The sequence below is a fragment of the Saccharomonospora glauca K62 genome (genome assembly GCF_000243395.2).
Taxonomy (GTDB): domain Bacteria; phylum Actinomycetota; class Actinomycetes; order Mycobacteriales; family Pseudonocardiaceae; genus Saccharomonospora; species Saccharomonospora glauca.
This window is the reverse complement of the sequence record NZ_CM001484.1, coordinates 3,644,570-3,663,180: the sequence shown is the minus strand read 5'-3', so window position 1 is coordinate 3,663,180 and position 18,611 is coordinate 3,644,570. Positions and strand designations below refer to the sequence as shown.

The following is an 18,611-nucleotide window of genomic DNA, read 5'->3' as shown; positions in this document are numbered from 1 at the left end:
CCCGAGCAGGCGCGAAGTGGCCTCCCGTACCCTGGGTTTCATGAGTGCAGCGAGCCCCGCCCCGAACGGCAAGCGTGTCCTGCTGGCCAAGCCTCGCGGCTACTGTGCCGGCGTGGACAGGGCGGTCGTCACGGTGGAGAAGGCCCTCGAGAAGTACGGTGCTCCCATCTACGTCCGCAAGGAGATCGTGCACAACAAGCACGTCGTCGAGACGCTGCGCAAGCGCGGTGTCATCTTCGTCGACGAGACCTCCGAGGTGCCCGAGGGCGCGCTCGTGGTGTTCTCCGCGCACGGAGTGTCGCCCGCGGTGCACGCCGAGGCGGCGGCACGTAATCTCCGCACTATCGACGCGACCTGCCCGCTGGTGACGAAGGTCCACAAGGAAGTCAACCGGTTCGCTCGCGACGACTACGACATCCTCCTCATCGGTCACGAAGGTCACGAGGAGGTCGAGGGCACGGCCGGCGAGGCTCCCGATCGCGTCCAGCTCGTGGACACCCCCGAGGACGTGGACAAGGTGACCGTTCGCGACCCGTCCAAGGTCGTGTGGCTGTCGCAGACGACGTTGAGCGTCGACGAGACCATGGAACGCGTCCGCCAGCTCAAGGAGCGGTTCCCCGAGCTGGCCGACCCGCCGAGCGACGACATCTGCTACGCGACCTCCAACCGTCAGAGCGCGGTCAAGGCCATGGCCGCCGAGTGCGATCTCGTGCTGGTGGTGGGCTCGCGGAACTCCTCCAACTCGAAGCGGCTCGTGGAGGTGGCGCTCCAGGCGGGTGCCAAGGACGCGCACCTGATCGACTACGCGCGTGAGGTCGACGAGGAGTGGTTGCAGGACGTCGAGACGATCGGCGTCACCAGCGGCGCGTCCGTTCCGGACGTGTTGGTGCTGGAGTTGCTGGACCACCTCGCCGAGCGCGGCTGGAAGGACGTCCAGGAAGTCACCACCGCCAACGAGAAGATCTCCTTCGCGTTGCCCCGCGAGTTGCGGGAGGAGAAAGCGCGTAGCGGCGTGAGGTGATCGCCACGCGGTGACGGGCGATCAGGTGCGGTCGTCGTCCCACGGCCGCCCACGCCGCGGCGGGTGGTCACCACGAGGCCTGCCGCCGCGAGGCGGCTCGGAACGCGGCGCCCCACGTCGCGGACCGGCACCGGGCTGACGCCCCCGCGGGGGTTGCTCGCCCCGTGGCGGTTCCTCACCCCGAGGTGGAGGCGGGACACGGCGGCCACGCCTGGCCGGAGGCTCCTGGCGGCCTTCTCCACGGCGCTGCTTGTCGACCTGGTCGGCCGGGGGCGGCGTCGCGCGCCGACGCGGTGGCGGATTCCCCTCGCGCGGTTTGCGCGGTTGGTCGGCGTCCGGACGCTGGCGTCGGGGCGGCGGAGCGGCGGGTCCCCCTCGCGGCCGAGCACTTCGTTCGGGAGGCGGAGCCGCCTTGCTCCTGGCCCCCGCAGTGCCGGGCACGCGGCGTCGTGGACGAGCTTCACCCGCCGAGTCGGGCCGGGCCGCGCTCATGGTCGGGCGTGTCCTGTCGTCCACGTCCTCCCCGGCGACGGCGGCGGCCTCCTTACCGGCGCGGTTCTTCCCCGGCTCGGCCTTGCCCGACTCCGCTTTCTCGGAGTCGGTCTTGTCGCGGCCGGACTTGGTCCGGGCCTCCGGATCGCGCTGCTTCACCAGCCGCAGGATGCCCACCAGCACCGTCGCGGCCGTGGTGCCCGCCATGACCGGGAAGCTGTTGATGAGGGGAGTCCCGATCGCCAGCGCCTTGGACAGCATGTCGCTGCCCTCGGGCAACCCCGACGCGGTGAGCACGATGAGCGGAACGGCCAGCGCCATCGCCAGCGGCGGCTGCACCATCGGACCGAAGAGGCTCTTTCGCTGGACTGCGAGGACCGCACCCAGGGCACCGACGACATAGCACACGTGGAAGATCAGGGAGAGGCCGTCGGTGGCGAGTTGATCGACGAAGGCTCCGATCAGTGCCAGCCCGAACGCCAGTAGTACGGCGCCCCACCAGGGCACACCCCGGCGGGAGTTAATGACAGAGCGTTCGTTCCACGAAAGCGCGGCCGTGTCCTTCTCGGCGCTTTCCGCGTCACCCCGACGGTCACGAATGGCGGTCACGGGGCAACACCGTATCCCGTGCGCGGTGAAAACCTGTGACCCGCCGGTAGGAAAGCCGCGCGAAAGGGCATCGAGTGTGACGTCTCGGGGCAAGAGCGACGAATCGCCCACTCGTTCCGCGGGTGCTTCGTGACTGATAACGCGTGCGCCATGATCGATAACGATAAATTGGCCGGGGGGCTCATGTCGCCGACATCTCATCATTTCGGCGAATCTCGGGTACTGGGGACGGGCTCGCCGCGGCCTCGGTGAGGGGGGCTACCTGCGCCCGGAAGCTGTCGAGGGCTTCGATCTCGCGCCGGCGAGCGGAGAGGAAGCGCTGCAGATGCGTGCTCGACAGGTTCAGCGCTTCCACGGCGTTGCCCGCGGCCCTGTGTGCGGCGGCCGCCTGCGACCGCACCTTCTCGACGTCGTCGATGAGCGTGCGCTCCGTCGCGGCGAACAGCGCCGCGGAGGCCACGACGGCGAAGCCGGTGGGGCCACAGAGGAAGACGCGACGGTCCAACAGCCACCGCAGTAGGTCCGGATCGGTGTCCAAAGCCGCCACCACGGCGGCGTCGGAGGGCACGAACATCACGGTCCCGTAGATGGCGTCGGCCCAGCGTTGGTAGTTCTTCGAGGACAACTCGGCGGCGCGCGAGCGCAGGTTGCGCACGTGGACTCGCAGGGCGTCGAGACGCTCCTCGGGGTCGTCGGTCTCCACGGCCTCGGCCCAGCAGGCGAGACTGGCCTTGGCGTCGACGGGAACGGTGCGTCCACCGCCGACGGTGAGCAGGAGGTCCGGTTTGGCGGCACCCCCGCCCGCGACGTCCGTCTGCAGCGTGAAGTGCAGCCCTTCCCGTAGACCGAGCGCCTTGGCGGTCTCGACTAGTACCCGTTCACCCAACTCGCCGCGTCCGCTGATGGAGGCAAACGCGACTTCGTACCGGCGCAGGGCCGCCCGTTGCGCGTCCACTTTGGCGCGTTCGGCCTCCACCTGGCGGGCCGCCCTGTCGACTCTGCGCATGCTGTCCTGGTAGAGCCTCCACAGCAGGGCCAGGGCAGCGGCCAGCAACAGCGCGGCCACGATGGCGGCTGTGGTCAGAATCGTCGAGCCCACCGTGTGTCCGTCCTTCCCCAGTCGGCGCATGACGCGATGACGTTTGACGCGGCCGCCGCTCGACCACTCGGCATCCCGTGCCGTTCCTCCATCATGGCGGAAACCGAGGATGAGAACAGTCTTCTCGGAATTCGAACACACGTTCGAGTGATCTGTGGGGGATAGGGGTGCGAGGGCGACGGATTCGGGGCTTAGCTTGTCGGCGTGCGACTGCTCCATACCTCCGACTGGCACGTGGGCCGAACGTTTCACGGTGCCGATCTGCTCGCCGATCAGGACGCGGTGCTCGCCCACCTCGCCGAGCTCGTCGAACGGTTGTCCGTGGACGTCGTCCTCGTCGCGGGGGACGTCTACGACCGCGCGGTGCCCTCCGCCGAGGCCGTCCGGGTGGCGACGGTGGCTCTGCGCAGGCTCCGGCGGGCGGGAGCCGAATTGGTGATCACTTCCGGCAACCACGACTCGGCGGCGCGGCTCGGTGCCTTCGCGGACTTCGCCGAGGCCGGTGGTCTGCACCTGCGTACCACGATCGAGGCCATCGACCGTCCCGTGCTGCTCCGGGACGAGTACGGTCCGGTGGCGCTGTACGGGATCCCGTACCTCGAACCCGATCCGGCGCGGCTCGCGCTCGGGCTGAAGGACGCGCGTGGGCACACCGCGGTGCTCGGCGAGGCCATGCGGCGAGTGCGGAAGGACCTGTCCGAACGGAGTCCCGAAACCCGGTCGGTGGTCCTGGCGCATGCCTTCGTCACCGGTGGTGTGAGTAGCGAATCCGAACGCACGATCGCGGTCGGCGGGGTCGAGCAGGTGCCGGGGTCGGTGTTCGACGGCGTGGACTACGTGGCCCTGGGGCATCTCCACGGGCCCCAGCGGTTGGCCGAGCACCTCCGTTACTCGGGGAGCCCGCTTGCGTACTCGTTCTCCGAGACCGCCCCCAAGTCGGTGTGGATCGTGGACCTCGACGAACACGGGTTGGCCGCCGTCGACCGCGTCGAGTTGCCAGTGCCCCGGCGCCTGGCGACGTTGCGGGGGCGGCTGGACGAGCTGTTGGAGGACCCGGCTCACGAGGAGGTGCGCGAGTACTACCTCTCCGTCACCCTCACCGACCCGGTACGGCCGGTCGATGCCATGAGGAGACTGCGCGGCCGCTTCCCGTACGCCGTCCATCTCGACTGGGAGCCCGAAGGCGGAGCCTCGGGGGCGCTGCGGTACTCCCTCGCGGTTCGAGGGCGGACGGACATCGAGATCGTCGAGAACTTCCTGGCCGATTGTCGAGGCTCGGAACCGAGCGAGCGCGAGCGTGAGTTGCTGGTGGCGGCGTTGGAGGCCGCCGGCAGGGCGAACGCCGATCATCGGGAGGTCGTGCGATGAGGCTGCACCGGTTGGAGGTGTGCGCGTTCGGGCCGTACGCCACGCGTCAGGTCGTCGATTTCGACGCGCTCGGAGCCGATGGTCTGTTCCTGCTGCACGGTGACACGGGCGCGGGAAAGACCACGTTGCTCGACGCGGTGGCGTTCGCCTTGTTCGGTACCGTGCCCGGCGCTCGGGCCGAGGCCAAACGACTTCGGTGCGACATCGCGGACCCCGACCAGCCCACCGAGGTCGTGCTGGAGCTCACTGTCCAAGGGCACCGGTTGCGTATTGTCCGCAGCCCCGAGTACGAGCGGCCGAAGCGGCGCGGTACGGGCTACACCAAGCAGCCGGCCAAGGTGTCCCTGACATGGCTCACCCCACCTCCCGACGGCGGTACGGCGGAGGCCGTCACGCGCAACGACGAGGTCGCGCGGGTGGTGCAGCGGCTGCTGGGAATGAACGCCCAGCAGTTCTTCCAGGTCGTGCTGCTGCCGCAGGGGGAGTTCGCCCGGTTCCTTCGCGCCGACACGAAGGAGCGCGCCGAACTCCTGGAACGGCTGTTCGGCACCGAGCGGTTCACCGCCGTGGAAGCCTGGTTCGCCAACGCGCGAAAAGAACGTAAGGCGGAAGTGGAGGCCAAGCGGGCCGGGGTGCGCGAGTTGGTGGCGCGGTTGGCGCAGGTGGCAGGGGTCGACGCACCGGAGGAACCGGACCGCGAGTGGGCGGCCACGTTGAGGACGCGGGCCGCGGTCGAGGTCGCCGAGGCCCGTGCCGAGGAGAAGGCGGCGCGCGAGGCCTGGGAGTGGGCGCGGCAACACCTTGGGGAGAGCAAGGACGCGGCCGAGCGGGTGCGTCGGGTTCGGGCCGCTAGGGAACGCCTGGCCGAATGGGAGCGCGGCGCACGGGAGCGGTCGCGGTGGACCGCCGAGGTGGAGGCCGCCAGGCGGGCCACCACGGTCGCCGAGCTGGCGGCCGACGGACGCGCGGCGGAGGACCATCACGGTCGCGCGGTCGAGGAGGAGGCGACGGCCGCGGCGGCGTGTCGTGAGCTCGGCTTCGACGACGTCGGCCTCGACGTCGAGGAGCTCCGCCGACGTGCCGGAAGCCTGCGTGAGGAGGCGGGCGGGCTCGCGGGGCTGGTGGAGCAGGCACAGCGACAGCACACCGAGCAGCGCCGACTGACGGACCTCGACGAGTCGATCGCCTACTACGCGGAGCGCATCACGGTGCTTCAGTCCAAGCTGGACGGACTACCCGAGCGGCTGAGCGAGTTGACCCGGCAACGCGAGCTGGCCGTCGAGGCCGAGGCGCGGCTCGACGGGATCAGGGCCAGGGAGGAGGAACTGGCGGCACTGCTCGCCGATGCCGAGTCCCTGCCCGAGTTGGAGCGTGCCGCGGCAAGTGCGCGTGAGGCGGAGCTCGCCGCCGAGGCGGCCCACAACGAGGCCAGAGGCGTTTTGCTCGACGTTCGAGAACGACGGTTGGCGGGCATGGCGGCCGAACTCGCGAGCGGCCTGGTGGAGGGAAAACCGTGCCCGGTGTGCGGCTCCGGGGAGCACCCCGAGCCCGCGGTGGCGACCGCCGACGCGGTGAGTGAGGAGACCGAACGCGTTGCCGCCGAACGTGAGGTGGAGGCGGCCCGACGGCGGGAGGAGGCACGAGCCGCCAGGTACGAGGCGGAACACCGGCGGGACACCGCGGCCCAGCGGCTGGCCGGGCGCAGCGCCGCCGACCTGGCCGAGGAACTGGCGGACGTACGAGCCGAACGACAACGGTTGACCGAGCACGCGGGGCGGTCGGACGCCTTGGCCGCCGCCGTTCGGTCGGCCAAGGAGGAGGAGCAGCGACTGCTCGCCGAGCGGGCTTCCCACGAGCGGTCGTTGACCGAGCACGAGGCCGAACGCGCCGTCGTGGCCCAGGGCATCGAGGAGCGCGCGGAAGCCCTCGCCGTCGCGCGAGGGGAGTTTCCCGACGTCGCGGCCAGGCGGGACCACCTGCTGGCGCTGGGGCGGGCGCTGGACCGGCTCGCCGACGCCCGTACGGCGGTCATCGCCGCTCTGCAGCAGCGGGACGAGAGACGTCGTTCGGTGGCGGACGCCGCGAAACGGGCCGGGTTCGACACCGTGGAGGAAGCCCTGGAGGCGGCGCGGTCCGCGGAGCGCATCGCCGAGCTGGAGGAACTCCTCAGGAAAGCGGCCGACGAGAAGGCGGCAGCGGCCGGGGTGCTCGCCGATCCCGAGCTCGCGGGGATCTCCCCCGACGACGACGTCGACACCGGCTCCGCCGAGGAGGCGGAACGGGCGGCGCGGGAACGCGCGGAGGCCGCGGTCGCGACGGTGCGTTCCCGTGAGCAGGTGGCTCGCGACATCGAGGAATTGGCGGGGAAGTTCGACGCCGCACTGGCCGAACTCGCTCCGGCCGAGCAGGAGTTCGCCGAACTCAACGCGCTCACCGACGTGCTGAGTGGCCATGGACAGAACGCGCGCCGTATGTCACTGCGCTCGTACGTGCTCGCGGCGCGGCTGGAGGAGGTCGCGGTGGCGGCCACGGCCCGACTGCGGTCGATGAGCCAGGGACGGTACTCGTTCGTGCACTCCGATCAGGAGGACAAGCTTCGTACCCGAGGAGGGCATGGGCTCGGGCTTGACGTGCTCGATGACTACTCCGGCATGGTCCGGTCGTCCAAGACGCTGTCCGGCGGCGAGTCGTTCATCGCATCACTGGCGCTCGCGCTCGGCCTGGCCGACGTGGTCGCCGCGGAGACCGGTGGGGCGCTGCTCGACACGCTCTTCGTCGACGAGGGCTTCGGCACTCTCGACGGCGAGACGCTCGACGTGGTGATGGGCGTACTCGACGAGCTGCGCTCCGGTGGCCGGGTCGTCGGAATCGTGTCGCATGTGGAGGAACTTCGGCAGCGCATCCCGAACAGGTTGCGAGTACGGAAGTCCCGCACGGGGTCAGTGCTCGTGTCCGAAGGATGACTCGTGGTCGAGCAGCCACTGCTTCACGTCCAGGCCCCACCGGAAGCCCCCGAGCGAACCACCGGTGCGCACCACGCGATGGCAGGGCACGAACAGCGCAGCAGCGTTACGTGCGCATGCCGACGCCGCCGCGCGGACGGCTGCCGGACGTCCCGCTAGCGCGGCGAGCTCGGAGTACGTCACCGGGCTCCCCGGCGGCACGGTCCTCAGCACGTCCCACGCGTGTCGCAGGAAGGCGCCGGACCGCTGCCGCACGGGAAACCCGTCCACGGCGTCGAGTTCACCGTCGTGGTAGCGACTCACGGCTTTCGTGACCGCGCCCAGGTCGGTTTGTCGAACCAGGGTGTCGGGGCGGAGTTCGGAAGCGACGAGGCTGGCCAAGTCCGTCACGTCGGCGGTCCATCCGGAAGCCAGTACGACGCCTTCCGCGTCAACCACTGCGGTGAAAGCCCCGACCGGGGTATCCACTGTGGACCAGTAGGCGTTCATGGGGTGTCCTTTCGAGGGGTTCCGGAAGGTGGGGTGCCGCTCGCGCGCCACAAGTACATGCCCGCGTACGACCGCCACGGCCTCCACCGCCGGGCATGGTCGGTCAGGCGAGCGGGCCCGATGCCGAGTGCCCGCGCTCCTCGCCGCAGCGCACGGTCGGTGTGAAGCAGCAGGTCGGTGCGGTGCAGCAGTCGCATCAGCACGTAGTCCGCCGTCCACGGACCGATGCCGGGCAGCGAGAGCAGGTCCCGCCGTAGTTCCTCGGGGTCGCGACCGACGTGGACGTCGAGGGTGCCGGAGGCCAGGGCGGCGGCGACGTCATGGATGGCGGTGATGCGGTGTCGGGGGCCGGTGAGTACGTCCTCGGCATGCTCGGCCACCGTCGCCGGTGAGGGGAACAGCCGGGTCGGGTCGCCGTCCGAGGCGATCGCCACGGGGTCACCGAGCTCGGAGACGAGTCGACCGGCCGCCGCGCGTGCCGAGGCCACGGACACCTGTTGCCCGAGAATGGCACGGAGGACGAGTTCCGGGCCGTCCACGGCTCCCGGAACCCGGATGCCCGGTACCGCCTTCACCCAAGAGGCGATCGTCGGGTCGTCCGACAGGCAGTCGGACACGGCCAGGGGGTCGGCGTCGAGATCCCACAGCCTGCGCACGCGGGACACCGCGGCCGACAGGTCACGTACGTCGGTGAGCAGCACCACGCACTCGACGTGCGTCGTTCGGGGCGTCATCCGGACGACAGCGGGCCCGTGAGGCAATCGCAGGGTGCGGCGGTAGTCGTCGTTCCCGGCTTCCACACCGGGGACGGCGCGGGTAGAGAGGAAGTCGAGCACCCCCGCGGCGTCGAAAGGCGCTCGGAACGGCAGCCGCAGACACAGCCGGACACCGGTGGACGGAGCCGCGGGGCCCGCGGGGTGCCCGCTGCGACCCCGGCGGGCCGCCGCGGCGCGAAGCTGCGACGGGGTCGCGGCGAACACCTCGCGAATGGTGTCGTTGAACTGTCGCACGCTGGAGAAACCGGACGCGAACGCGACGTCGGTGATCGGGAGGTCCGACATCTCGATGAGCACTCTCGCCGAGTGGGCCCGGTGAGCACGGGCGAGGGCGAGTGGACCGGCGCCCAGTTCGGAGTTCAACACCCGGCCCAGCTGCCGTTCCGAGTAACCGAGCCTGCGCGCCAGCCCCGACACGCCTTCCCGCTCCACCGTGCCCTCGGCGATGAGGCGCATGGCGCGGGCGGCGAGGTCGGCCCGCACGTCCCACTCCGGGGAACCGGGCACGGCGTCGGGCAGGCAGCGTCGGCACGCTCGGTAGCCGCGTGACTGCGCGGCGGCGGAGGTGGGGAAGAACTCGACGTTCTGCGGCTTGGGGGTCATGGCGGGGCACGACGGTCGGCAGTAGATACGGGTGGTGCGCACGGCCACCACGAACTGGCCGTCGAACCGCGCGTCACGGGAGCGGACGGCGCGGTAGCAGCGTTCCGTGTCCCGCCAGAGCGCCGCGTACGCTCCTCGGACCTCCGTCGTCACGCGTGCCATGTCGCCGATCGTGCCACCGCGCCGAAGCCGTCACTGGCGGAAATCGGACATGGTGGACGGAGTGCGAAGGCGGTGCCGGGCGCCTACGGTCGGGGCATGACGGAAAGCACGCGCCGACGTTCGCTCCGCAAGATACTGGCCGGTACGGCGCTGGCCGCCGCCATGGCCGCCTCCGGGTTCGTCACCGCGGCGTGTGACGACACGCGGGACGGAGGTGGTTATCAGCAGGAGCAGCAACAGGAGGACCAGGGTCCCGGCAACGACGTCGGTGACGACGAGGACGGCCAGGGCGTCGAGGGTGACGACGACTGAGGCGACGGCTGAGTCGCGTCCGTCTCCGAACCCGTACACTGGCAAGTCGTGAGTCTCACCCTCGGCATCGTCGGCTTGCCCAACGTGGGCAAGTCCACCCTGTTCAATGCACTGACCCGCAATGACGTGCTCGCGGCGAACTATCCGTTCGCGACGATCGAGCCCAACGTCGGAGTGGTGCCCCTGCCCGACCGGCGGTTGGACAAGTTGGCCGAGATCTTCGACTCGGCGAAGACGGTCCCGGCCACCGTCTCGTTCGTCGACATCGCGGGCATCGTCAAGGGGGCGTCCGAAGGCGCGGGGCTGGGGAACAAGTTCCTCGCCAACATCCGTGAGGCCAACGCCATCTGCCAGGTCATCAGGGTCTTCGACGATCCGGACGTCACGCACGTCGAAGGCCGGGTCGACCCGATGGCGGACATCGAGACGATCAACACCGAGCTGATCCTGGCCGACCTCCAGACGTTGGAGAAGGCCCTGCCTCGGATGGAGAAGGAGGCCCGCACCAAGAAGGAGAAGCGGCCCGCCTTCGAGAACGCGCAGCGGGCTAAGGAGATCCTCGACTCGGGCAGGACCCTCTTCTCCGCACAACAGGAAGTGGACCTCGACGGTCTGCGGGAGCTGAGCCTGCTCACCGCGAAGCCGTTCCTGTACGTGTTCAACGCGGACGAATCCGTGTTGACCGACGAGGCACGGCGGGCGGAACTGGCGAAGATGGTCGAGCCGGCCGACTCCGTGTTCCTCGACGCGAAGGTGGAGTCGGAACTCCTCGAACTGGACGATGAGGAGGCCGTGCGCGAGCTTCTGGAGTCCGTGGGGCAGGAGGAGCCGGGGCTGCACGCGCTGGCGCGGGCCGGGTTCCACACCCTCGGCCTGCAGACGTACCTCACCGCGGGGCCGAAGGAGGCCCGCGCGTGGACGATCCCGCAGGGGGCGACGGCGCCTCAGGCGGCCGGGGTGATCCACACGGACTTCGAGCGCGGCTTCATCAAGGCCGAGGTGGTGTCCTTCGACGACCTGGTGGAGGCCGGGTCGATGGCGGCGGCTCGTGCGGCGGGCAAGGTCCGCATGGAGGGCAAGGACTACGTCATGCAGGACGGCGACGTGGTGGAGTTCCGCTTCAACGTGTAGCGGTACGGTCGCGCAGGACGCGGAGTCTCGCGGAGCCCCCGTGGGCGTGGCGATGACTCTGCGCTTGACCGCTGAACAAGAGTGGGCGCTCTCCTTGCCGCCCCGGGCTGAGGGTGTCAGCAAGCAGGAGGCTGTTGTCGTGCGTGCGATCGCCGAGGCGGCAGCGCGGAGAGTGCGGGACGAGCGGGTCCGAGCGTTGTCTCGCAAGGGCCGTGCCCGGTGTGCGGGGTTGCTTGATCGTCTCGCCCGGTGAGGATCGAGTACCTCACCCCGGAAGATCTGCTTGCTCCGGTATGCGATCGCGGGACCCGGGAAACCGGCGGAGTTCCGCTTCGACGTCCGGGGTTGATCGCGGCGTCGGTTCCTCGCGGGGACGAACGCCGTGACCGCTGGCGACCGGGATGTTTCCCACACATCCGCCTCGTGTACCCCGGAAATACAACACCTGTTGAATTCAACGCGTGTTGAGTATAGATTGCGGCAAGGGCCCACCGAGTTCTTGCAGGGGAAGCGGAGACGGCATGTTGGGTGCGAATACGGTCCCGGCACGGGGGTGACGCCGTGGCGGGTCGCGGTCGGTGCGGGTTTGGGTGTCTCGCTGTTGATCGGTCTGGTCGCCGCGGCGTTCCTGTGGCCGGTCACGACCGCGAATCCCCAACACGTCAAGCTCGCCGTCGCCGGCCCCGAACAGGCGACGGTCGCCGTGGAGAGGCAACTCGGCGCTCGGAACGGCGAGCTGTTCGACTTCACCGACGTCACGGACAGAAACGCCGCTGTCGAGGCCATCGAACTCCGCGAGGTGCAAGGCGCGATCGTCGTCGGTGAACGTACCGAGATCCTCACCACCAGCGCGGGAAGTCCTCAGGTGGCACAGCTTCTCACCCGGATGGGCAACGCGATGAGCCGTCCCCAGCCGGGACAGCGGGCTCCCGAGGTCGCCGTCACCGACGTCGTGCCGGGCGGGAGAGCCGGGGCCGCGGGGACCCTGACCATGTTGCCCGGACTCATCGGCGGTATCGCCGGAGCCGTCGTCTCACTGGTGCTCGTCCGCACCCCCGTCCGCCGCTTCGCGACCCTGGGCACGGTCGCTGTCGTGGGTGGGTTGATCGGGACCGCGGTTCTCGGCCCGTGGTTCGACGTGTCGCAAGGCAACTACTGGCTTCTTGCCGCGGCGCTGGGAATGGGAATTCTCGCCATCGGGAGTGTCATCGCCGGGCTCGGCACCCTGTTGGGACGACCCGGTATGGCGCTCGGGGTGCTTCTCGTCGTGCTGGTCGGCAATCCGTGGGGTGGGCTTTTCGCACCACGGGAGTTCCTCGCCGAACCGATGGGCACGATCGGCGCGTACCTGCCCAACGGCAGGGTCGCCGAGTTGTTGCGCTCGATCAACTTCTTCCCCGACGCTCCGACCTCGGCCCACTGGCTCGTCCTGGGGTTGTGGGCCGTGGTGGGGCTGGCCCTCCTCGCCCTCGGTACGGCGCTGTCCCGACGCGCCTCGACGGCAGCGAGTCCGAACGCGACGGCGTGATTCCGACAGATCGCGGGGGCGCCGCCGTGGTGGACCTCGGGGAGGGCGCGGGCACGGTTCGAGAAGAACCGAGTGGACGAACGGCCGTACGAAGGCCCTTCCGCTGAGTAATGTGGCGGCGGGTGTCACTCGTGACGCGAGAGGTCGTTCTCGGCCCACGGGGCCGATCCGCTTCGTCGATTCACCGCCGGGGAAGAGGAAGAACCTCATGCGTCCGGAGAACATCGTCCCCGGAAGCCGGGGAGCCGCGACGGTTGGGCGCGTTCTGGGTCGCTGCCCTCGGCGCCGAGTGCCTGACGGACCAGCCGGACGACTACGTTGCCCGCCTCGACTTCGACGGTGAGTTCTTCCTGGATCTCCGTTTCCGGCGAGTCGCGCACCCGTCGACGTCGCCCGCACGGCTCCACCCGGACCTGGCGGGCGGGGAGGCGCAGGGAGAGGTGGTGGCTCGCCTCCGCCGCCTCGGCGCCGAGCACGTCGACATCGGTCAGGGCGACGTCCCGTGGGTCGTGCTGGCGGACCCGGAAGGCAACGCGTTCTGCGTCATGGAACACCGCGACGCCTACGTCGGGGCGGAGCCGATCGCGGCTCTCCCCCTGGCCAGTGCCTCACCGCAGCGGGATGCGGAGTTCTGGGCCGAGATCACCGGTTGGGTTCCCTTCGATGGGGTCGCGCCCGCGACCCTGCGCCACCCCTCGGGCCTCGGGCCGCTGCTGGAGTTCTGCCCGGAGGCGGAGCCGAAGCGCGGAAAGAACCGCCTCCACCTCGACGTCCGTCCCGACCGTGACGAGGACGAGGCCGTTCTCGCTCGGCTGGCCGAGTGGGGTGCGACCAAGAGCGTTCCCGAGGCGCCGGATCTTCCCTGGACGATGTACACCGACCCGTCGGGCAACGAGTTCCGCGTGCTGGCACCGCTGTCGTAGTCGCTCGCGGTCACCGGCGAACGCCGTCGAAAACTCCTCGGCGGTGTGGCACGGGCGCGTTAGCGTCTTTTGCGTGCCCGACGCCCTCTACGCCGACTCCCGCCACGCCCCACTGTACGACCCGCTGGACCCCGACCGCGGTGATCTCGACCCCTACCTCGCCATGGCTGAGAAGTTCGGTGCTCGCCGAGTGCTGGACGTCGGGTGCGGCACGGGAACGTTCGCCTGCTTGCTGGCCGAACGCGGCTTCGAGGTGATCGGTGTCGAGCCAGCGGCCGCGTCGTTGGACGTCGCGAGGGCCAAGCCGTTCGCCGACCGGGTGCGCTGGCTGCACGGGGATGCCACGGTGGTCCCGGCGTTCTCGGCCGACCTCGCGACGATGACCGCCAACGTGGCGCAGGTGTTCCTCACCGACGAGGAGTGGCATGCCACCGCTCGGCCTGCTCCGGCTCCTTGCCCCAGGGGGACCGGTGGGTACCGGTGAGACGCCGTACCTCCGGGGCCGCCAGCAAAGCGAGGAGGGCGGGCGCGTCGGCCTCGGTCACGGGCCGGAGCCGGATCCGGTGACCTTCCAATGTCGGTTTCCCGGCGAAGGTCGGTGGGGCGCGCACGGCCACGGATCGTGCTCACGGATATGAGCGGAGGCCAGCGAATTCCGGCTCACATGAGAGTGTTCTCATCCAATTCTCACGGCCGTGCCACCTCCGCTACCTAGACTCGGCCCGGTGAAACGTCCGCTCGCGATCGTGTCGGCGCTGCTCGTGGTCGGTGGGATGCTGGCGGCGGTGCTGTTGCTCACCCGGTCCGAGACCCCGCCACCGCTGCCCGAACCGATCACCGTCAGCACGCCTTCTGTGCCGCCCGGCAGCGGGGTGTCCTCGCCGACCCCGACTCCCCGGCCGGACGGGGACGACGATGACGATGACGACGATGACGACGGCATGGTGCAGCCGCCGCCCGCGCTCGACGACGTGGACGATCGCGACGACTTCGACGACTTCGACGACGATGACGACGCGGACGACGACTGATGACCGACACCGTTTCGCCCCGAACGCAGTCCGAGTCCGTCCCCACGCCCCGCCGCCGTGGGCCGTCCACGGCCCGGACCCGCATCATCGGCTGGATGCTGCTGCTGGTGCTGGTGGCGCTGGCCGTCCTCACCCTTGTGACGTGGCGGCTTTCGGTGGAGGACGTCAACCACCGCATGGACGACGCGTTGCGCGGTGAGATCGAGGAGTTCAGCACCCTCACCGAAAGCGGCCTCAACCCCGCCACCGGTCAACCGTTCACCGGCGTGGACGAGGTCCTCGAAATCGCCATCACCTACAACCTGGCCAGGCCGAACGAGAAGTTCCTCGGCTATGTCGACGGCACGTTCGTCTACCAGAGCAGGCAGCAGGCGCCGGTGCTGCTGGCCGACGACCCGAAGTTCACCGCGTTGGTGTCGACGGTGGAGGCGCCCGAGGAGGGGAGCTACGAGAGCGCGGCCGGAGAGGTGCGCTACCTCGCCGTTCCCGTGCGGCTGGCGGACGATCCCCGCAGGGGAGTGATCGTCGCCGCGTACTTCGCCGATCAGGAACGACAGAACGTCAACGAGATCGCGCGGCTCATGCTCGGTGCGGGAGCGGGGACGATCCTGCTCGTCGCCGCGGGCGCGTGGGTCGTGGCCGGTCGTATTCTGCGGCCCCTCCGGGACATCACCGTGACGGCGCGGTCGATCACCGACACCGACCTTTCCCGCCGCATCCCGCGTCCGTCGCACCGTCCCGGCGACGAGATCGGGGAACTCGTCGACACGGTGAACGCGATGCTCGACCGTGTGGAGAGCGGCGTGGCTGTGCAACGCCGGTTCGTTGACGACGCGGGGCACGAGCTTCGGACCCCGATCACCATCGTCAGGGGGCACCTGGAGGTTCTCGACCCCACCGACCCCGAGGACGTCCGGGACACCGTGGCACTTGTGGACGACGAGCTGGTGCGCATGAACCGCATGGTGTCGGACCTGCTGCTGCTCGCCAGGTCGGAACAGCCGGAGTTCCTGCACGCCGAACCCGTAGACGTCGCCGCGCTCACCGAAGCGATCTTCGACAAGATCACCGGCCTCGGCGAGCGCGACTGGGTGCTCGACCACGTCGCCGACACCCCGGCGGTGCTCGATCCCCAGCGCATCACGCAGGCCGTCGTCGCCCTCGCCGACAACGCGGTCCGCTACACGTCCGAGGGCGGGCGGATCACGTTCGCCTCCCACGGTGGCGACGACGTCATCCGATTCCGGGTGGCGGACTCCGGTCCCGGAATCGCCGAGGAGGATCGCGAGCGCATCTTCGAACGATTCGCGAGGGGAAGCTCGGGTCGGCGTTCCGAGGGCGCGGGACTGGGCCTGTCGATCGTGCGGGCCATCGCCGTCGCCCACGGCGGACGAGTGACGGTGGACAGCGAACCTGGGCGGGGAGCCGTGTTCACGGTGGAGGTTCCCGTCGTGGCGGCCCCACCGCATCCGGGCAGGCACAACGAGGGAGGGCGATGAGCCGCATTCTGGTCGCGGAGGACGAGTCTCGTATCGCCGCGTTCGTCAACAAGGGACTCACGGCCAACGGCTTCACGGTCACGGTGGTGGAGGACGGGCCTTCCGCGTACGAGTACGCGCTCACGGGCTCGTTCGACCTCATGGTGCTCGACATCGGGTTGCCGGGCATGGACGGGTTCACGGTCCTGCGCAAACTCCGCGCTGAGCGCTGTCCGATTCCCGTGATCATCCTGACCGCGCGGGACTCGGTGCAGGACACGGTCGCGGGGCTGGAGGGCGGCGCGGACGATTACATGCCCAAGCCGTTCCGGTTCGAGGAGCTGTTGGCGCGCGTGCGACTTCGGCTGGTGTCCGACCGGGCCACCGAACCGACCGTGCTGTCCTACGGCGGGCTGCAGCTCGATCTCCGAACGCGACGTGCCCATGTGGGCACCGAGACGGTGGATCTGTCGGCTCGGGAGTTCGCGTTGGCCGAGACGTTCCTGCGGCATCCCGGCCAGGTGTTGTCACGGGAGCAGTTGCTCAGTCAGGTGTGGGGTTACGACTTCGATCCGGGATCCAACGTCGTCGACGTCTACGTCCGGTACCTGCGGCGCAAGCTCGGAGCCGACCGGATCATCACGGTGCGGGGAATGGGCTATCGGTTGGAGGAACGCGACTGAACCGGAAGACCGGCCGGACTCGGAGGTGAGCCCGGCCGATCGCGGTCGGATCAGTCGTTGTCCGGGGTGTTGTCGTCGGGCGTGTTGTCGGGCGTGTCGTCGGGCGTGTCGTCGGGCGTGTTGTCGGGCGTGTTGTCCGGGGTGTCGTTGTCAGGCGTGGTGTCGTCGGGGGTGCCGTCCGGCGTGGTGTCGGGACTGTCCTGATCGTTCGTCGCCCCCTTGCCCGCCGTGTCGTCGACGTCGTCGGTGTTCGGGGCGGCCGAGGTCGGGGAGGAAGCCGGCTGAGCGGCGGTCACCTCGATCGGCCGGACGCGCGAGGCGTCGCCGTTGCCGTCCGCCAGAGCGATTCCGGTGCCCGCGAGGCCCAGGCCCGCGAGCGCGGCGCCGACGGTGAGGATCTTCCAGCTGGGGCGTGCGGCCATTGTCGTGTCCTTTCCGAAGAACGTGTTCGTTTCCGACGTGATCAAGAATTCCGGGGGTGGGTGAGAGAACTCGAAGACGTGGATGAGGGCGTTCTCATGAACGGGAGAGCCACCGACCGGCAAGGGCGACGCGCTCTCGGGTCCGTACCGTCCACTCGGGGCTCTGCGTCCGGAACGGGCCCGTGGCCAGGCCCAGCACGGCCGACGCGACTCGGGGGCGCAGGTGCCCCGGGTCGAAACGGTCCCGGACGTGCCGGAGGATGTCCCGTTCCCAGTCGCGAGCCCGTGGGGTGCCGGTGATCGCGAGATGGGCCAGGAAGTTCGCCCAGTCGTCGAGCCGTTCCCCCGGACCGGCCGTGTCGATGTCGAGCAACCCCGTCACCGTCCCCGCGTGGACGAGGAGCTGGTGCTCGTAGAAGTCGCCGTGGACGGGCACCACGGGGTACTCCCCGGCGTCGGTCTCGGCGATCACGTCGGCCAGGGCGGTCGCCTCGTCGCCCACCTCGGGCACGGTGAGGGCGAGGACTTCCGCGTAGTGACGGGCGCGTCGCCGGTGATTCGACCTGCTCGGCAGGGTCGTGAGGGCATGCGGAAGCCGGTCGAGCAGGTCTTCCAACACCGAGGGGCCGGGCAGCCGATCTTCCCGTCGCAGTGCGGTGCGGCCGGGAGTGCCCGGCAGGGACGGCACGAGCACGAGCCCGTCGTCGGTGGTGACGAGGGGGCGCGGCACCGGAAGGTGAGGCGCGAGCAGGGCGTGCCGTCTGCGCAGTCCCGGAAGCTCCGAGGGAGGAACGACCTTGGCGAACAGCTGGTCGGCTCCGCAGGTGATCGTCAGTACCGCGCTTCGCCGAGGCCGGTACGACCGCACCCGAACGGTCGGAGCGGCCGTCGGTGACACGCCTGCCTTCGCCAGCAGGGTCCGGAGCCGCTCGCCGTCGACGACGTGGGACAACGCGGGCAGAAGGGGGTCGTGCGGCCACCGCCACAGCCCCACCTCGACGCGCCCACCGTCGACTTCTCCCGCCACCACGGCGGCGCCCGAGGGGACGAGCGACCCGGTGGCCGCGACGAGGGTCTCCCGCGCGACCGTCCCGTCTCGACGCCGGAACTCGACGGCGTAGCGGACGAGGGCGTCACCGGACGGCCTCACGGTCACCGCCGTGGGGCGTACCGAGTTCACCTCCCCGATGTCCGAGACGGCGTCGAGAACGGTGCCGACGAGGTCCCTCGCGGCCTCACCGAGCAGAAGGTCCAGGTCACGGGTACGGGAACGAGTCGGGATAGCGGTCATTCACCGAGCCTGGACCACGTCCGTGGGGGTTCGATGAGGCCCCGATGAGAGTTCTCTCATCGAGCGGTGATCACCCGAGCGCTCCGAGCACGACGACCAGCATCAGGGTGAGCGCGGTGGCGAGCACCGAGACCCAGGCGCGTTGATTAGGGGTGAGGGCGGGTGCGTTGCGGTGCATGGCGGTCCCTTCGCTGTACCACGGCACCCCGGACACCGCGTTGATCACCGGA

20 protein-coding genes are annotated in these 18,611 nt (G+C 69.9%); 12 read left to right on the top strand and 8 right to left on the bottom strand.

What is annotated here, in order from left to right:
- The first annotated feature begins 40 nt into the window (after positions 1-40).
- On the top strand, positions 41-1,021 hold the full coding sequence (locus tag SACGLDRAFT_RS17055; protein WP_232283989.1) for a 4-hydroxy-3-methylbut-2-enyl diphosphate reductase: 981 nt from the start codon (positions 41-43) through the stop codon (positions 1,019-1,021).
- 21 nt (positions 1,022-1,042) lie between these two features.
- Here SACGLDRAFT_RS17055 and SACGLDRAFT_RS17050 read toward each other — a convergent pair whose 3' ends face one another.
- The gene (locus tag SACGLDRAFT_RS17050; RefSeq protein ID WP_005466140.1) at positions 1,043-2,122 is read right to left on the bottom strand and encodes a DUF6542 domain-containing protein; all 1,080 of its coding nucleotides are present in this window, start codon (positions 2,120-2,122) and stop codon (positions 1,043-1,045) included.
- A 181-nt stretch (positions 2,123-2,303) separates the two neighbouring features.
- Positions 2,304-3,221 (bottom strand): DNA recombination protein RmuC, encoded by a 918-nt coding sequence (gene rmuC / locus SACGLDRAFT_RS17045; protein WP_005466139.1) that lies wholly within the window; start codon positions 3,219-3,221, stop codon positions 2,304-2,306.
- A 204-nt stretch (positions 3,222-3,425) separates the two neighbouring features.
- On the opposite strand from rmuC, the gene SACGLDRAFT_RS17040 reads away from it, so the two are divergent.
- The gene (locus SACGLDRAFT_RS17040; protein ID WP_005466138.1) at positions 3,426-4,589 is read left to right on the top strand and encodes an exonuclease SbcCD subunit D; all 1,164 of its coding nucleotides are present in this window, start codon (positions 3,426-3,428) and stop codon (positions 4,587-4,589) included.
- A complete protein-coding gene (locus tag SACGLDRAFT_RS17035; protein WP_005466136.1) occupies positions 4,586-7,552 on the top strand; it encodes an AAA family ATPase in 2,967 nt (988 codons plus the stop codon). The genes SACGLDRAFT_RS17040 and SACGLDRAFT_RS17035 overlap by 4 nt, the downstream gene beginning before the upstream one ends.
- On the opposite strand, the gene SACGLDRAFT_RS17030 is transcribed toward SACGLDRAFT_RS17035, so the two are convergent.
- Positions 7,529-8,041 carry a methylated-DNA--[protein]-cysteine S-methyltransferase gene (locus SACGLDRAFT_RS17030; protein ID WP_005466135.1) on the bottom strand — a complete coding sequence of 171 codons (513 nt, stop codon included), beginning with the start codon at positions 8,039-8,041 and terminating at the stop codon, positions 7,529-7,531. The genes SACGLDRAFT_RS17035 and SACGLDRAFT_RS17030 overlap by 24 nt on opposite strands.
- Positions 8,038-9,582 carry a DNA-3-methyladenine glycosylase 2 family protein gene (locus SACGLDRAFT_RS17025; RefSeq protein ID WP_005466134.1) on the bottom strand — a complete coding sequence of 515 codons (1,545 nt, stop codon included), beginning with the start codon at positions 9,580-9,582 and terminating at the stop codon, positions 8,038-8,040. The genes SACGLDRAFT_RS17030 and SACGLDRAFT_RS17025 overlap by 4 nt, the downstream gene beginning before the upstream one ends.
- A gap of 96 nt (positions 9,583-9,678) precedes the next feature.
- Between SACGLDRAFT_RS17025 and SACGLDRAFT_RS17020 the strand changes: the two genes are divergently transcribed.
- From SACGLDRAFT_RS17020 to SACGLDRAFT_RS17000, 6 genes are all read left to right on the top strand, one after another.
- Positions 9,679-9,894 (top strand): hypothetical protein, encoded by a 216-nt coding sequence (locus SACGLDRAFT_RS17020; protein WP_232283988.1) that lies wholly within the window; start codon positions 9,679-9,681, stop codon positions 9,892-9,894.
- A gap of 48 nt (positions 9,895-9,942) precedes the next feature.
- Positions 9,943-11,025, top strand: a complete 1,083-nt coding sequence (ychF, locus tag SACGLDRAFT_RS17015; protein ID WP_005466132.1) for a redox-regulated ATPase YchF — start codon at positions 9,943-9,945, stop codon at positions 11,023-11,025.
- Between the two features lie 46 nt (positions 11,026-11,071).
- Entirely contained in the window at positions 11,072-11,278 is a 207-nt protein-coding gene (locus SACGLDRAFT_RS22825) for a CopG family transcriptional regulator (RefSeq protein WP_083852992.1), read from the top strand.
- 300 nt (positions 11,279-11,578) lie between these two features.
- Positions 11,579-12,553: an ABC transporter permease gene (locus SACGLDRAFT_RS17010; protein WP_005466129.1), complete on the top strand. Its 975-nt coding sequence runs from the start codon at positions 11,579-11,581 to the stop codon at positions 12,551-12,553.
- A gap of 254 nt (positions 12,554-12,807) precedes the next feature.
- Positions 12,808-13,476, top strand: coding sequence for a VOC family protein (locus SACGLDRAFT_RS17005; RefSeq protein WP_005466128.1), 669 nt, complete (start codon positions 12,808-12,810; stop codon positions 13,474-13,476).
- 73 nt (positions 13,477-13,549) lie between these two features.
- Positions 13,550-13,960, top strand: a complete 411-nt coding sequence (locus tag SACGLDRAFT_RS17000) for a class I SAM-dependent methyltransferase (protein ID WP_005466127.1) — start codon at positions 13,550-13,552, stop codon at positions 13,958-13,960.
- Here SACGLDRAFT_RS17000 and SACGLDRAFT_RS23025 read toward each other — a convergent pair.
- The gene (locus SACGLDRAFT_RS23025) at positions 13,884-14,087 is read right to left on the bottom strand and encodes a GNAT family N-acetyltransferase (RefSeq protein WP_408640251.1); all 204 of its coding nucleotides are present in this window, start codon (positions 14,085-14,087) and stop codon (positions 13,884-13,886) included. The two genes, SACGLDRAFT_RS17000 and SACGLDRAFT_RS23025, sit on opposite strands and share 77 nt — an antisense overlap.
- Positions 14,088-14,201: 114 nt before the next feature.
- Between SACGLDRAFT_RS23025 and SACGLDRAFT_RS16995 the strand changes: the two genes are divergently transcribed.
- Genes SACGLDRAFT_RS16995 through SACGLDRAFT_RS16985 form a run of 3 tightly spaced genes read left to right on the top strand, consistent with a single transcriptional unit; the run spans position 14,202 to position 16,668 of the window.
- On the top strand, positions 14,202-14,507 hold the full coding sequence (locus SACGLDRAFT_RS16995; RefSeq protein WP_005466126.1) for a hypothetical protein: 306 nt from the start codon (positions 14,202-14,204) through the stop codon (positions 14,505-14,507).
- Entirely contained in the window at positions 14,507-16,006 is a 1,500-nt protein-coding gene (locus tag SACGLDRAFT_RS16990; RefSeq protein WP_005466125.1) for a sensor histidine kinase, read from the top strand. Before SACGLDRAFT_RS16995 ends, SACGLDRAFT_RS16990 begins: the two co-directional genes overlap by 1 nt.
- The gene (locus SACGLDRAFT_RS16985) at positions 16,003-16,668 is read left to right on the top strand and encodes a response regulator transcription factor (RefSeq protein WP_005466124.1); all 666 of its coding nucleotides are present in this window, start codon (positions 16,003-16,005) and stop codon (positions 16,666-16,668) included. Before SACGLDRAFT_RS16990 ends, SACGLDRAFT_RS16985 begins: the two co-directional genes overlap by 4 nt.
- A gap of 50 nt (positions 16,669-16,718) precedes the next feature.
- Here the strand turns inward: SACGLDRAFT_RS16985 and SACGLDRAFT_RS16980 are convergent, their stop codons facing one another.
- The 3 genes from SACGLDRAFT_RS16980 to SACGLDRAFT_RS22350 form a co-directional block, all read right to left on the bottom strand.
- Complete coding sequence (locus SACGLDRAFT_RS16980; protein WP_005466123.1) at positions 16,719-17,090, bottom strand: hypothetical protein; 372 nt, start codon at positions 17,088-17,090, stop codon at positions 16,719-16,721.
- Between the two features lie 94 nt (positions 17,091-17,184).
- A complete protein-coding gene (locus SACGLDRAFT_RS16975) occupies positions 17,185-18,381 on the bottom strand; it encodes a phosphotransferase family protein (protein ID WP_005466122.1) in 1,197 nt (398 codons plus the stop codon).
- Positions 18,382-18,451: 70 nt separating this feature from the next.
- Complete coding sequence (locus SACGLDRAFT_RS22350) at positions 18,452-18,607, bottom strand: hypothetical protein (protein ID WP_005466121.1); 156 nt, start codon at positions 18,605-18,607, stop codon at positions 18,452-18,454.
- Positions 18,608-18,611 lie beyond the last annotated feature (4 nt).

Coding starts and splice junctions, on each gene's coding strand:
- SACGLDRAFT_RS16980 (WP_005466123.1), bottom strand. CDS start 17,090: ATGGCCGCACGCCCCAGCTGGAAGATCCTCACCGTCGGCGCCGCGCTC.
- SACGLDRAFT_RS16975 (WP_005466122.1), bottom strand. CDS start 18,381: ATGACCGCTATCCCGACTCGTTCCCGTACCCGTGACCTGGACCTTCTG.
- SACGLDRAFT_RS16985 (WP_005466124.1), top strand. CDS start 16,003: ATGAGCCGCATTCTGGTCGCGGAGGACGAGTCTCGTATCGCCGCGTTC.
- SACGLDRAFT_RS17035 (WP_005466136.1), top strand. CDS start 4,586: ATGAGGCTGCACCGGTTGGAGGTGTGCGCGTTCGGGCCGTACGCCACG.
- SACGLDRAFT_RS17020 (WP_232283988.1), top strand. CDS start 9,679: ATGACGGAAAGCACGCGCCGACGTTCGCTCCGCAAGATACTGGCCGGT.
- SACGLDRAFT_RS17055 (WP_232283989.1), top strand. CDS start 41: ATGAGTGCAGCGAGCCCCGCCCCGAACGGCAAGCGTGTCCTGCTGGCC.
- SACGLDRAFT_RS17025 (WP_005466134.1), bottom strand. CDS start 9,582: ATGGCACGCGTGACGACGGAGGTCCGAGGAGCGTACGCGGCGCTCTGG.
- SACGLDRAFT_RS16990 (WP_005466125.1), top strand. CDS start 14,507: ATGACCGACACCGTTTCGCCCCGAACGCAGTCCGAGTCCGTCCCCACG.
- SACGLDRAFT_RS17030 (WP_005466135.1), bottom strand. CDS start 8,041: ATGAACGCCTACTGGTCCACAGTGGATACCCCGGTCGGGGCTTTCACC.